Source organism: Winogradskyella flava, from assembly GCF_014243395.1.
Lineage (GTDB): Bacteria > Bacteroidota > Bacteroidia > Flavobacteriales > Flavobacteriaceae > Winogradskyella > Winogradskyella flava.
Genome location: NZ_JACLCP010000003.1, coordinates 40,022 through 54,925, shown reverse-complemented (window position 1 = coordinate 54,925; position 14,904 = coordinate 40,022). Strand labels below are relative to the sequence as shown.

8 protein-coding genes are annotated in these 14,904 nt (G+C 35.4%); 1 reads left to right on the top strand and 7 read right to left on the bottom strand.

Annotated features, from left to right (window positions below; genetic code table 11):
- Positions 1-11: 11 nt before the first annotated feature.
- From xylE to H7F21_RS10645, 4 genes are all read right to left on the bottom strand, one after another.
- Positions 12-1,430, bottom strand: a complete 1,419-nt coding sequence (xylE, locus tag H7F21_RS10660; RefSeq protein ID WP_185789277.1) for a D-xylose transporter XylE — start codon at positions 1,428-1,430, stop codon at positions 12-14.
- Positions 1,431-1,460: 30 nt separating this feature from the next.
- Entirely contained in the window at positions 1,461-2,777 is a 1,317-nt protein-coding gene (gene xylA, locus H7F21_RS10655) for a xylose isomerase (RefSeq protein ID WP_185789276.1), read from the bottom strand.
- Positions 2,778-4,262 carry an FGGY family carbohydrate kinase gene (locus tag H7F21_RS10650; protein WP_185789275.1) on the bottom strand — a complete coding sequence of 495 codons (1,485 nt, stop codon included), beginning with the start codon at positions 4,260-4,262 and terminating at the stop codon, positions 2,778-2,780.
- A gap of 85 nt (positions 4,263-4,347) precedes the next feature.
- On the bottom strand, positions 4,348-4,998 hold the full coding sequence (locus H7F21_RS10645) for a T9SS type A sorting domain-containing protein (RefSeq protein ID WP_185789274.1): 651 nt from the start codon (positions 4,996-4,998) through the stop codon (positions 4,348-4,350).
- Between the two features lie 374 nt (positions 4,999-5,372).
- Here H7F21_RS10645 and H7F21_RS10640 point away from each other — a divergent pair, with 374 nt between their 5' ends.
- Positions 5,373-6,527: a glycoside hydrolase family 5 protein gene (locus H7F21_RS10640; protein WP_185789273.1), complete on the top strand. Its 1,155-nt coding sequence runs from the start codon at positions 5,373-5,375 to the stop codon at positions 6,525-6,527.
- An 84-nt stretch (positions 6,528-6,611) separates the two neighbouring features.
- Here H7F21_RS10640 and H7F21_RS10635 read toward each other — a convergent pair whose 3' ends face one another.
- From H7F21_RS10635 to H7F21_RS10625, 3 genes are all read right to left on the bottom strand, one after another.
- Complete coding sequence (locus H7F21_RS10635; RefSeq protein ID WP_185789272.1) at positions 6,612-9,929, bottom strand: CRTAC1 family protein; 3,318 nt, start codon at positions 9,927-9,929, stop codon at positions 6,612-6,614.
- Between the two features lie 118 nt (positions 9,930-10,047).
- Positions 10,048-11,592 (bottom strand): RagB/SusD family nutrient uptake outer membrane protein, encoded by a 1,545-nt coding sequence (locus H7F21_RS10630; protein WP_185789271.1) that lies wholly within the window; start codon positions 11,590-11,592, stop codon positions 10,048-10,050.
- Positions 11,593-11,610: 18 nt separating this feature from the next.
- Positions 11,611-14,679 (bottom strand): SusC/RagA family TonB-linked outer membrane protein, encoded by a 3,069-nt coding sequence (locus H7F21_RS10625; RefSeq protein WP_185789270.1) that lies wholly within the window; start codon positions 14,677-14,679, stop codon positions 11,611-11,613.
- Positions 14,680-14,904: the final 225 nt, after the last annotated feature.

Sequence of the window (14,904 nt, the reverse complement as noted above, 5' to 3'; positions counted from 1 at the left end):
TTTTAAATTTATTATTTTTTCCAGAGATTTTCCATCTCTTCTAACGTTTTTCCTTTTGTTTCCGGCACTAATTTCATCACAAAAAACATAGCCAACAAACTCATTACACCATAAATCCAATAGGCAAAACCATGGTTAAATTGTTCTGTTAAATAGGTATTGTCATCCATCATCGGGAAAGTCAATGATACTAAATAGTTTGCTATCCATTGTGCAGCAACAGCTATGGCCATCGCTCTACCTCTTATTTTATTCGGAAATATTTCTGATAACAAGACCCACGTCACGGGCCCCCAACTTAATGCAAAGCTTGCTACATAAAGCATCATACAACCTAAAGCTAGATAACCCGTTGCTTCTGTAAAGAACACAAATCCTAAAGCAAACATGGCGACTGCCATACCCAATGCACCAATAATCATCAGCGGTTTTCTCCCGTGTTTGTCTACAGTTTTTATAGCAATTATGGTGAATAAGAAATTAGCAATTCCAACAATAATTGTAAATAAAAGTGACGCATTAGTACTCATATCCATTTTTTTGAAAATCTCGGGCGCATAATACAGTACAACATTGATCCCAACAAACTGCTGAAAAATTGATAGTGTGATACCAATTATAATAATTAGCCACCCAAAAGACAATAATTTACCTGAACTCTGAACGACACTACTTTTTATATCTGTTAAAATCGTGCTAGCCTCTTCTTCCCCATTAATATCTGTTAATACTTGAAGCGCCTCTTCTTCTTTTCCTCTTAGCATTAAAGATCTTGGCGTATCTGGAACGGAAAACAATAGCAGTAAAAAGATACCAACAGGAATTACTTCTGAGGCAAACATCCATCTCCAGCCCACTTCATTTAACCAAGCATCAGATCCACCTCCTTTGGATATAAAATAGTTTACAAAATAAACCACCATAAAACCAGCCACAATGGCCAATTGATTGTAGGATACCAATCGTCCTCTAATTTTAGCAGGTGCAATTTCCGCAATGTATAACGGTGACAACATAGATGCTAGTCCTACACCAATACCACCTAAAATTCTGTAGAAAATAAAAATTGTAGAAAAGGTGTGATCTAATTCACCAATTGGTTTAATGAGCATTTCTGGCATCGCCGAACCTAATGCCGATATTAAAAATAAACATCCTGCTAAGATCAGCCCTTTTTTACGACCTAATATCTTACTAACCAATCCACTCAAAGCTCCTCCAATAATGCAGCCAATTAAAGCACTAGACACTAAAAAACCCTTGAAGGCATTTGCAGCATTTTCACTTAATCCTTTTGGCAATACAAAGTAACTTTCTAATGAACCTACGGTTCCAGAAATTACACCCGTATCATAACCAAAAAGCAGACCACCCAATGTGGCCACTAATGTTAATTTTAATAAATAACCCGACTTTTCTGCTTTTGCCATAATTTATGCGTTGTTAATTGCCTTAATATGTTAAATGTATTGATTGATTATATTTTCAAATAACTCTTGCTTACCACTTCTAAGCTCTAACTCACCATTATCTTGGGCGATTTCATACAGGTCTTTTAAACTTAGCTTTCCTGCTTCAAAATCTTTGCCTTTATCAGAATCAAAAGAACTATAGCGCGCTTGCCTTAATTTGTCATAAGCTGAAGATTGTATTATTTTATCTGCGGTAATTAAGGCTCTGGCAAATGTATCTGCTCCACCAATGTGTGCGTGGAATACATCTTCCATATCTGTTGAATTTCGTCTTATTTTAGCATCAAAGTTAACACCACCGCCTTGGAGTCCTCCAGCCTTTAGAAAGATTAACATGGCTTCAGTAGTTTCTTGAATGTTGTTTGGAAATTGATCAGTATCCCAGCCATTTTGGTAATCTCCTCTATTCGCATCAATACTACCTAACATTCCTGCTTTTGCCGCTACTGCTAATTCATGCTGCATGGTGTGTTGTGCTAAAGTAGCATGATTGACTTCTATATTCATTTTAAAATCATTGTCCAAACCATATTCTTTTAAAAATCCTATGGCAGTAGCACAATCAAAATCGTATTGATGCTTCATGGGCTCCATTGGTTTTGGCTCGATGAAAAATGCACCTTTAAAACCCTGTGCTCGCGCATAATCTCTAGCCATAGTAAGGAATTGTCCCATATGATCTAATTCACGTCCCATATCAGTATTTAGAAGTGACATATATCCTTCACGTCCTCCCCAAAATACATAGTTTTCACCATCTAAAGCTATAGTTGCATCTAAAGCCAGCTTTATTTGTCCTCCAGCTCTGGCGACAACATTAAAATCTGGATTGGTAGCGGCACCATTCATATAACGTGGGTTTGAAAAACAATTTGCAGTTCCCCAAAGCAGTTTGATATCCGTTTCGGCTTTTTTCTCCTTAATGTAAGCAACAATAGTCGCTAATCTTTTTTCGGATTCAGTAAATGTTGGCGCCTCTTTGATTAAATCGTAATCATGGAAACAGAAATAATCGAATCCCATTTTACCAATAAATTCAAAAGCGGCATCTGCTTTATCCTTAGCCGCTTGAACTGGATCTGACGCTTGGTCCCATTCAAAATTTTGAGTTCCAGGACCAAAAGGATCACTACCTTGTCCGCAGAACGTATGCCAATAGGCTACAGCAAATTTAAAATGTTCCCGCATGGTTTTACCAGCCACTATCTGCTCTGGATTATAATATTTAAATGCTAGTGGATTGTCTGATTCCTTCCCTTCAAACTTTATATTTCCTATTCCTTTAAAATAAGTTTTATCTGCCATTTATTGATATTTTAATCTTATGTCTAATTCGCTTTTCCATTTTTTATAAGCCTCTTGATAAGGTTGCTTTTTATGCAGTGGTCTATAAGTCATAACATGATCATTTTTTGTAATATTTTCTCCAAACCTCTCAAAATTTCCATCTACTAGTCCTGCAGCTCTGGCTGCGCCAACTGCTCCAGTGGTGTTATATATTTCAATCTCATGGTTAATCAATGTTGCTACAGTATTTGAAAAAATCTCTGAACGGAAAAGATTGTCATTACCTGCTCTAATAACCTTTATTTCAGTGCTATCATTTTTTAAAATCTCCATTCCATAAACAAAAGAAAAAGCCACACCCTCTAAAGCTGCCCGATATAAATGCGAATTATTATGTAGGTTAAAATTAAGATTGCAAAAATGTGTTCCAACATTTTTATTATTCAACATGCGTTCAGCACCATTACCAAAAGGAATAACAATAACACCATCCGAGCCTACAGGGATTTCGGCTGCTTTTCTATTCATATCTTCATAAGTTATATTATCGCTTAGACTTCTTAACCAACTATACTGAATACCAGCACCATTGATACATAATAGTTTACCTAAAGCTGGGTTCTTATTGGTGTAATTAACATGCACAAAATTGTTGATTCTTGAGGTCTCTTTAGATTTCAAACTATCTGAAATTGCATATAAAACACCAGAAGTTCCACCAGTTGCAGCGACTTCTCCTGGTTTGAAAATATTTAACGACAATGCATTATTTGGCTGGTCACCTGCTCGATAGGTAATCGCAGCACCAATTGGCAAACCTGTTTCTTTGGCTCCTTTTATATTCACTTTACCCTGATTAGAGAAATTATCAACAACTCTTGGCGTTAAGTTTGTATCGATGCCGTAGTATTCCAATAACCAATCCGCTATTATATCATTTTTATAATCCCATAAAACACCTTCGGAAAGTCCATTCTTTGTGGTACATATGTCACCACTTAAGCGGTAGGCAATATAATCGCCTGGCAACATATATTTGTAAATCTTTTTATAAACTTCTGGTTCATTATCTCTTACCCATTTTAGCTTTGAAGCGGTAAAATTTCCTGGAGAATTCAATAAATGTTCCGTACATCTATCTTTACCAATCTCATAAAATGCCTTACTCCCTATATCTACAGCACGACTATCACACCAAATAATAGAGTTTCGCAATGGAACTCCATCTTTATCCACGACAACCAAACCATGCATTTGATAAGAAATGCCTATTCTCTTGATTTTAGAAGCCTCTATACTTGCTTCATCAATAACTCGTTTTATAGCGGAACAAACATATTTCCACCACATATCAGGGTCTTGTTCTGCCCAATCTTTGCTCAAAGACAAAATTTCCATTTCATTTTGAGGCTCATGAAGTGTCAATATATTTTCTCCAGTCATTGCATTCACTATGGCGACTTTAACTGATGAACTCCCTATATCCAACCCTAAATGATACACTATTCTTATCTAAATTTCAAACACAAATTCACGCTACTAAGTTATAGTTTAGTTTGTGAAGTTGCGTTATTTAAAAAATGTCTTATTATTTCTTCAAAAACTTTAATGTTCTTCTATCATTAGTTCTTAAAAAATAAAAACCTTGTTTCAAATTCGAAACATCAATAGTTTCCATAAAATTCATATTTTGAATTACCACTTTTCCTGCGATATCTAAAATTGAAATAGATCTAATTTCCGAGCCACTATTCTCAATATTTAACTCATTTTCTACTGGATTAGGGTAAAAAGAAATTGTATCACTTCGAAAATATTCTGTTGTGCTTAGCGCATCTGAAATAGTAACGAGATTACCCGTATTGTTAAAACCTGTATCTGATCCATCTGAAGCTAGTGTAATTTTACCAACCCAGGTAAAAACTTCACCATTCACAGGAGTATTGAATACATTCAGTGTTACTGTTTGCGTTCCTGAACCAACAGCAGTTGGTACAATATTCCCTTCATAAGCTATATTGCGTCCTGATCCCCAATCTGGACTTCCATCCGGAAGTGCAAGGAACAATTGCCATTCAAAAACATCTCCAGTTGAAATACCTACATAGTCGAAAGTTATATCTAGTGTAGTAGCTGAAGGCGCTATTTCTGTTTCAAAAACAAGATTTGTTAAGCTCTGCGCATTAACAAGATAACCACTAGTAATTAGTGATATACAAAGGAGTAATTTTTTAATCATAAACTTTAGTTTTAGTTGCTATTATCTAAAGCATAAAACTAGTCGTAAATCAAAATTACCCCTAATACAAATAACGCAACTTATAACACAAATGATGCGTATTACAAATAGGATAGGTTTAAAAACAATATTAATTAAGAGCCCAATGAAATTGAGACTTAAAAAACGACCTAAATTCATCTTTTCAACAGGCATTGGAAACTCTATCATTTGCGGCAGATGCTATTTCCTTTTATCAAGTTGATTTCAAATTATGTGCTGGATATGACATTTAAACATTAACAGATGCTACATTTCTTTTAGCTTTTACATCATTACGAATAACAACCTAGAGCTTTATTTAGCTAATTTTGAAATAAAAATTATTAAAAGCTATGAGACCTTATTTATATTTATTAGTCACTGCATTAACTCTTACAATTTCTTGTGAGAAGCCCACAATGAAGATAACCATGGTACAACAACATGAAAATCCGGGTGATGACGGTGATGATTTCGCAAGCGAATTTGATGATGGTGAAATGAGAAATATGTCATCGTTTGACATAGTTGCCGAAATGAAAGCAGGTTGGAATTTAGGAAATAGTCTTGATGTTGAAGGACCAAATGAAACAGACTGGGGAAATCCAGTAACGACAAGGGCTTTAATTGATGAAATTTCCGATAGAGGATTCAATACTATTAGAGTTCCTATAACTTGGCGCTTTCATCAAGGTCTAGGACCTAATTATATTGTTGAAGAGGCTTGGTTAGATCGTGTTGAAGAAGTTGTCAATTATGTTAGAGCTAATAATATGTATGTTATCGTAAATGTACATCATGATGATACCTGGATAATACCTACATATGAAAATGGAGATGCGGTAAAGAATAGGCTTTCTAAATTATGGACACAAATTGCAAATAGATTCAAGAATTATAGTGATTATGTTATTTTTGAAACGCTTAACGAACCTCGATACGAAAATACACCAGAAGAATGGATAGGTGGAACTGCTGAGGGAAGAGATATGGTAAATCAATACCATAAGACTAGTTTAGATGCCATAAGAGCTACAGGAGGAAATAACACCTCTAGACATATTATGATTTCTACTTATGCAGCTAGTACATTACCTCACGTACTTGATGCATTAGTTATACCAAATAATGATAATAAAACAATTATCTCACTTCATTCCTATTTCCCTTTTCCTTTTACATTAGGTGGTACTGATAGTACTTGGGGCACAGATAGTGATAAATCTCAATTAGATTCAGAAATGAATAAAATAAAAACTAAGTTTATTGATAATGGTAAGGCCGTTGTTTTGGGTGAATGGAGCTCTGGAAATCAGAATAACCTTTCTGACCGCTTAGAGCATGCAACGTATTATGCCCAAGCGGCAGCAGCAAGAGGTATAGCAAGTGTTTGGTGGGATAATGGTAATAGTAGTGTATCAAATGACGGGTTAGCTGTATTTAACAGACAAAATATGACTTGGCCATTTGGTGAAATAGCTGATGCAGTAATAGAAGCTTATGATTAATAACATTAGTTAAATGTTATCTTGAAATACAAGAAAAGGACGTTTAACCACGTCCTTTCTAATTAAAGAGCATATCTCAATACACTAACCTTTCTTTACAGCAATAAATTTTAAAAAGTCGTTATTTTTAGCTACTAGTATATATGGCTTGCCCTGTACAGTTATAATTGCTAAGTCTTTGACATCTCCATCCATAAAAAGTCCTGTTTCCTCAGGATTTATTACTTTAAAAGTTGAATTTTTTAACCCTCTTAAAAACGTACCATAACCTGCATCCGCTCTAGGTGTTTCGACTTCTGACGCATAGAGATTACCTCCAAGAACCATATCTTTTACACCATCCAAATCAAAATCATCAATTAAAATCTGATTTGTTGGAGCCATTTGAGCTTTTAGTGGCAAATCAGTTCTTGCAAATTTGCCATTCTCATAAAGAAATACAGCACTTTTAAAAGAAGATACTTGATAATGTATTCCACTTTCAAGTTTTTTCTCGTCATATACATCAACTAAGGTAGCCTCTGAGAAATCATTATAACTCTTAAATTTCTTTTTGATTGATGGCATTTGTTGTGATGAACACTCTCTTCCTCTTACCGGATACTGCTTACCTTCATTGTAATAGCTTAACACTATGTCGTTAGTTCTATTGCCATCAAAATCATTCAAAAAAACATCAAAGGTTTCATTTTCAGTAGCCTTATACTTATAATTCTCACCTAAATTACCTGCAATAAGATCTATATCGCCATCATTATCAATATCGCTAGCCTTAAGGCTGAACCACCAGCCCATAGTATTGTCTAAACCAAGTTCCTTGGTCACCTCCTTAAAGTTTGACCCTTTATTATTCTTAAAGATTCTGACCTCCATCCATTCTCCTGTAATAGCAAGATCTTCCCATCCATCTTTATCATAGTCTAGCCATTGCGCAGCGGTTACCAATCCCAATCTATTGAAATCTGGCGCTACATTTCGTGTTGCATTTATAAATTTGGGAACACCTGTCTCACTCACATTCTCTAGAATATAACTAGAAGCAGGATAAGGATAATTACCAGGAATGAGTCTTCCACCTACAAATAAATCTTGATCGCCATCCTTATCAAAATCACAAGCATAAACCCTACTTCCGCTCTCAGATATGGATGGTAAGGCATCATTACTCTTTATAAACTTACCGTTTCCTTGATTTATATATAGCCTATCTTTTAGCATTGATGATCCACTTTTAAACTCATTACCACCGCTCACTATGTAAAGGTCGTTATCACCATCATTATCCGCATCAAAAATGAGAGAACCAATATCTTCGTGTTTTCTGTCCTCTAATAAAATTTTTAGTTTTTGTTGCTCAAATGAACCATCGGATTTTTGGAAAAACATTCCACCTGGATATTTTGATGCCGCACCAATGTAAAAGTCTTCTAGACCATCTCCATTTAAATCACCTACAGATAGGCCTGGACCAAATTGAGATGTTTTGTGAGGCAAAAGAATTTCTTTTTTAAAGTCATCGTAGATATTTTCCTTATGCTTGTAAAGCGCTAAAGTATCTGTATAACTTTCGAACAGTTCACTCGAAACCGTAAGCTGTTTAAAATTATCATCGGCCAGTTTAAAATCTAAAACTAGGTGTTTATTGACCTCAACATTAGCTAGTTTTTGTACTTTTTGATTGGGCCATATCACCATAAGGCTATCAATAACTTCATCTTTACCCAATCCAAAATGAAGTTTTGGGGCTACAGAAGATTGAAAGCCACGACTCAGTGAAACTTCTTGAACTTGATGCTTGCTATTGTGAAACAGATGCAATTTCGAGCCTATCCCATTTCTATTTTTTGAATCTCCTTTAAAGGCAATTGTGATATAATTGTTCATGTCTGAACTGTGATTTTCGAATACAGAGGCTTGATTGTCTATATTGTTTGTCACTAGCTCCAAATCTCCATCATTATCTAAATCTACATAAACGGCACCATTAGAAAACCCTTTATCTTCAATTCCCCAATCCGTATTACTCTTTGAAAATGTTAAATCACCATTATTTTTAAACATATAATTATCTATAGGTTCAGTAGGTATCATCAGACTTTTATTTAATAAACTGTCCTTATGCTTTTTTTCCCCTCTAAGACCTTCAAAATAGTCTTTGTTATTGATTTCCCTTCGAGTACCATTAGATATGAATAGATCCTTGTAACCATCATTATTAAAATCTGCTAGTAAAGGCGCCCAACTCCAATCTGTTGATGACACGCTAGCCAAACGAGAAATATCCTTAAATTTTGGAATTCCTTGATAATTGAATCCTGTATTAATTTGTAGTGTATTTTGCATAAACTGATACTGAAACCCTACACGTTCAATATTTTCAAAGAGTTCAGGGTTCATACTAGCCATATTAGCTTTAGAACGACGATTTGACGCAGCATCCATATCCATTTGTACAATATCCAGGTGCCCATCATTATTAAAATCTGCAATATCCACACCCATTCCGTAAAAAGACGTATGCGCGGTTGCGTCCTTTATTTCGTTCTTAAATGTGCCATCTCTTTGATTGATATAAAGACAGTCTGGTGTACCAAAGTCATTGGAAACATAAAGATCTGTCCAACCATCTTCATTTAAATCTGAAGCAGTTACACTAAGAGACAGACTGTATAGTTTAACACCTGCAGGTCCAGTAATTTTCGTAAATCGACCACCATCATTTCTATATAGATTATCTGTTTCTAGATCGGTTACCCTATCCATTCGCATTTTATAATGATAGCTATTATATTCAAATGGTGTAATCGGATAATTTGCAACATACACATCAAGATCTCCATCTTTATCAAAATCAAAAAAAGTAGCATCAACACTATTTCCAGCATCATCCAAACCATAGTCAGCTGCAAGCTCTTTAAATGTATTATTACCTTGATTAATGAAGAGCTGGTTCTTTTTATTTCCAGACTGACCAGCAACTAGGCAATATATGTCCATTAGTCCATCTCCATTGACATCTGCCATAGTTGTTCCCGTATACCATCTTTTGTCACCAAGAAGACCGGATTCCAATGAAATATCCTTGAATTTTAAATTACCTTCATTAAGATAGAGTTTATTTTCTACCATATTGCCAGTGAAAAATAAGTCAGTTAAACCATCATTATTTATATCTCCAGCAGAAATTCCTCCTCCCATGTATATATAGGGATAGGTAAAATAGTTTAAGGTATCGTTCTCTATTAAACTATTTTCAAAAGTTATTCCAGTATTCTTAGATGCCAGTTTAGTAAAAAGTTTTTGTGTGCTTTTTGTTTCTTGATTGCTTTCCTTGTCATGATCGTTATTTCCGCAACCAAAAGATGTTACAACAAAAAAGAGTATAAAAAAAATTCTTAACATAGGTTATATTTATTATATGCTAAATTATTAGTTGTCCTCGTATAAATACTTTTAAAATAAAAAATAAATGAGCGAAAAGAAAATTTTCGCCCATTTAAATAAACCAACTAACTCAATTCTAATAACCAGGATTTTGATCACCCGATCCAATTTGAGTATTGCTATCAATCTCATTCTGTGGTATGGGCATTACACGATGGACCGATGGATCATAGTTCCTGATTACCTGAAGTGATGGATCTGGATTATTAAAGTTTGCATCAGGAAAAATAGACAATTCCTGATCATCTAGATTCCATCTTACCAAATCATCAAAACGCACCTGTTCGCCGCATAGCTCCACAAATCTTTCATGTACAATGGCCTTAAAAATTTGATCTGATGTATTTACGGGAAACCCTCTAGCATCCATAGTAGCCGTGCCATATCTCGGCATTTCTGCTCGATCTCTTATTTGATTCAAAAAGTCTACCGCAGCTGTGTTATTTCCTAAGTTCATTTCAACTTCTGACTGCATCAAAACAATATCTGCATACCTAAGTATTCTTACATTGACACTACTATTTTCCGATACGTTCTGTTCGTCATATAATTGAGAGAACTTATACCATACTGGTCCGCCAACGCATCCAGGGCAAGGAAATTGAAATGCATCTCCAGGACCATAAGAATTATCACTACCAATAAGAATAGCTATATCTAATCTAGGATCATCATCTTCAAACTCTTCAATAATCTTTGAAGATGGTCTTGCATTTGCCCATCCTGTATAATCTTGAGAATGGAACGTTACCTCAGAAGTTCCAATACCTGTTTGTGCCCAGCGTTCTGTTTCAGTTCCTACTTCACCATTATAACCAACCTCAAACATGGATTCATCGTTGTGCTCACCCGATTCGCTAAAGTTATCTCTATACTGATCCAAAGGAAGTAAGTTATGATTTATAACATTACTAAAAGCTTGTTGCGCCTCTGAATATAATTCTCTATGTAGATAAATTTTACCCAGCAGACCATAAGCTGCTTCTTTTGTAACTCTACCAACTTCCGTGATGCCTTTAGGCAAGGTTAATTGTGTTGATAATTGCAAATCCGATATAATCTGATTATAAACCTGATCTTCGGATGCCCTAGGTTTATCATCAAGTGCTGTTGTCAAATCTACTTTTAATGGTACACCACCAAAACGCTTGACCAAATGATAATAATAAAGTGCCCTCAGAAAATAAGCTTGACCCAAGGCATTGTCAACATCTTCATTAGAAAAATTTGAAGTAGCACTATTTGCTCTCATTCTTTCCTCATTTCCTATAACAAAATTACATGCTCCGATACCGTTAAAACACGCCGTCCAATACAAAGCAATATTATCTAGTGTTGCATTGAATTCAAATCTATTGTAAGGTGCAAAATTGGGATCTCCACTAGACACCACCTCATCTGACATAGCGTCCGGAAAGACATATCCTACACGCTGATATATAGTTTGAAACTGATTATAACTAGCATTTACAGCTGCTTCTACTTGACTTAGCGATTCAAAGAAAATCTCAGGGTTTAAGGCGTTTGTGTTTTCCACTGGTACGTCTTCGTCACATGTTACAAACAATATCAAAGAACATATTGCTGCACACTTTAAAATATAATTACTGACTTTTTTCATTTTAACAATTCTTTTTATTTAAAATTCTAATTGTATTCCGCTCAAAACGGTAATAGGTCTTGGTTGCGCACTTCTATCAATGCCCAAACCATCAACAAGCCCTTGAGCATTATAAAAAGGCGCAATTTCAGGATCAAGACCAGTGTAATTTGTAAGTGTCAACAAATTTTGACCTTGTACATAAATCCTAAACTTTTTTATAAATCCATTTCCAGACTTATTGATCCATTTACTCGGTATAGTATACCCGACCGTAACATTCCTTAATCTAAGATACGAAGCGTCTTCTATATATCTTGAGGAAATTTCATTATTGATGTTTGATCCAAATCTAAATCTAGGAACATCCGTAATATCACCAGGATTTTGCCATCTGCGTAATACTCTAGTACCATAATTCAGTCCATTATCTAGACCTTCTAAATAATAAATATTACTGTTAAAGGCATCTACACCCTGTACACCATTAAATAGGACATTGAAATCCCAGCCCTTGTATTCTGCTCTTAAATTAATCGCATAAGTAAAATCTGGATTAGGATCTCCAATAACGGCCCTGTCTTCTAAACTAATGAGTCCATCACCATTAAGGTCTCGATATCTTACATCTCCAGGCTGTACAGGTACTGCTGCGTTAGCGTTATTAGGTAATTCGTTATCGATTTGCTGCTGCGTTGAAAAAACACCATCTGCCACCAAACCAAAGAAGTGGAAAGGTGCCTCGCCTACAGCCAGTCTATTTAAAGGTGCTGCAAAAGGAGGATTTAATCTTGCTCTTTCAATTGGTTCACCCGAAGCACCCAAACCTTCAACCACGTTTCTAGCTGTGGTCAGATTCCCCCAAAAATTCCATTTAAAATCACCTTCATAATCATTATACCCCAAGGTAAACTCAAATCCATCAACGAGAACATCGCCAACATTTCTTATTACCGTAGATCCAGTCTGGGAATTTCCTGGAACACCAGCAGAAGGTGGCAGTTCTACTGGAATCAAAAGGTCTTCACTTCTATTCCTAAAATAGTCTACACTAAATTGAACCTTATCATACCATAGACCTAAGTTTAAACCATAATTTTGCTTTACTTGTGTCTCCCATCTTTGATTAGGGTTAGCTGCATTATTTGGGCTAATTCCAGGAGATGTCTCATCACCAATTGACACAGGGAAATTAACTCCAAGTGCAGGTAGGAATTGATTAACGCTAGTTGCACCATTTCCCGTTCTATTATTCCCTGTCTCACCATAACTCGCTCTTAACTTTAAGGTATTAATTGCTTCAATATCAAAAAATGATTCATTAGTGACATTCCAGCCCAAAGCTCCTGATAAGAACCAGTCTGAAGCATTTTCCGGAGCAAACCTTGATGATGTGTCGCGCCTACCTGAGGCACTTACCGAATATCTATTATCATATTCATATCCCGCAATAAAAACAACAGAATTTAAATTTTCGGGAACTGAAAACGAAGTTGCTCGTGCATTTGGTGAAAATGCCTCTGGAATTTCAGAAGAAATTTCATTATTATCTGAAATCGAAGCCGATTCCAATCTTATTTTGGTTTGCTCCACCGCAGCTGAAGCATTTATCGAATGTTTATCAAACGTTTTGTCAAATGCTAATGTGTTGGTAAAAACGGTTTGCGATACAGTTTGCCTGTCTTTTCTTATAAAGTTAATTGGATTTGCAAATCTGTCTCCGTCTTCCTCAAAGGCTCGGATTTCAATATCACGCAATAGTAAATTGGCATCAATACCAAATTGTGACCTGAACGATAATCCATCTGTTATTTTTATTTTGGTATAAACACTACCTATTAAAGAGGTAAACCTTGTTAAATTATCCTGATTATCTTGAACTCTTATCTGATTTCTCGAATCGTTTAGATCTGCTGAAGTCGTACCACCAAAAAGACCGTTTTCGGCAACTACAGGCACATAAGGCGCCTGACCAATAATATTTTGTAAAGGATCTCTACCTCCTTCAAATTCTGGTGATACTGTTTCGCTATGTGCTAATGACAACGTTTGTCCTATATCCAACCAATCGGTAACACTAGCATCGGTATTTAAATTGAAAGTCGTACGAGAAAAGCCTGTTTCAATAAATACACCATCTTGTTCTAATCTTGAAAAACCTAAATTATACTTAGCTTTTTCACTTCCACCATTAACATTACCATTAATGTTATAAATCGGAGCCTGCTGAAAATAAGCATCTTGCCAGTCTGTATCTATACCATTCCCATCAAATAAAGGGTCGCTATTTACTCTTCCAATTGGAAAATCAGGACCTCCATTCTGTCCAACCAAAGCGTTGATCTCTCTGAGGTATTGAATATATTGCTCAGTATTCATCAAGTCATATCTTCTATTAAACTCCTGAATTCCGGTTGATGCTTGGAGATTAAAAGAGACTTTTCCTGCACGTCCTTTCTTAGTCGTAATTAATATTACACCATTTGTACCTCTAGAACCATAAACAGCTAGTGATGCAGCGTCTTTTAAGACATCTACTTTCTCTATACTAGCCAAATCAAGACTATTGATACTGTTAGTAAAAACACCATCCACCACAAATAGTGGCGTACCGTCACCAAATGTATTAATACCCCTTATCTGAATCAAAGTTTGCGAACCAGGAGAACCACCGTTAGTAATGTTAACACCAGCCGCCCTTCCTTGAAGTGCTTGACCCAGATCTGCAGTTGGAAATTCACTTAAATCTTCAGTATCTACTACAGACACCGATGTATTTTTTTGAGTACCATAATTTACAATCACAATTTCATCTAAAGTGACCAAATCCTCTACAAGAGAAACATTAATTTCTACCTGACCAGAGTAAATGACTTCTTGAGTTCTGTAACCTAGATAAGAAAACACTAAGATATCACCATTACTAATATTCTCAATCGTATAATTACCGTCAAAATTGGTAGTCACTCCCGATTCTTTACCCTTAACTAAAATATTAGCTCCTGGTAACGGTCCTTCATTCGATGTGACGGTTCCCGACACTGATTGCCCAATTGCCTGACCCATGATGATCGAAAAGAAGACAATGCATAAATTCTTTAATTTCATTTTATAGAATTGATTTAGATTAGTTCTTTTTATTAGACTTCTTTATGAACGTATCTCTACGCCTTTTGCAAAAAAAGATTTTGTTAAGTGCAAGTTAAATTTAGTAGTCGCAAGGCGGGTATTTAATTTGATGCAATAAATAGTTCAAATGTTGCATTTGAATAAAACCTAGTAAAAGCAACATCTTTTAATTAAATAGAAGTAACGATTATGGTAGGATTTATT

Excerpts from the sequence above, each read along its gene's own strand:
- H7F21_RS10630 (WP_185789271.1), bottom strand. The coding sequence starts at position 11,592 with ATGAAAAAAGTCAGTAATTATATTTTAAAGTGTGCAGCAATATGTTCT.
- H7F21_RS10625 (WP_185789270.1), bottom strand. The coding sequence starts at position 14,679 with ATGAAATTAAAGAATTTATGCATTGTCTTCTTTTCGATCATCATGGGT.
- H7F21_RS10640 (WP_185789273.1), top strand. The coding sequence starts at position 5,373 with ATGAGACCTTATTTATATTTATTAGTCACTGCATTAACTCTTACAATT.
- H7F21_RS10635 (WP_185789272.1), bottom strand. The coding sequence starts at position 9,929 with ATGTTAAGAATTTTTTTTATACTCTTTTTTGTTGTAACATCTTTTGGT.
- xylE (WP_185789277.1), bottom strand. The coding sequence starts at position 1,430 with ATGGCAAAAGCAGAAAAGTCGGGTTATTTATTAAAATTAACATTAGTG.
- H7F21_RS10645 (WP_185789274.1), bottom strand. The coding sequence starts at position 4,998 with ATGATTAAAAAATTACTCCTTTGTATATCACTAATTACTAGTGGTTAT.
- xylA (WP_185789276.1), bottom strand. The coding sequence starts at position 2,777 with ATGGCAGATAAAACTTATTTTAAAGGAATAGGAAATATAAAGTTTGAA.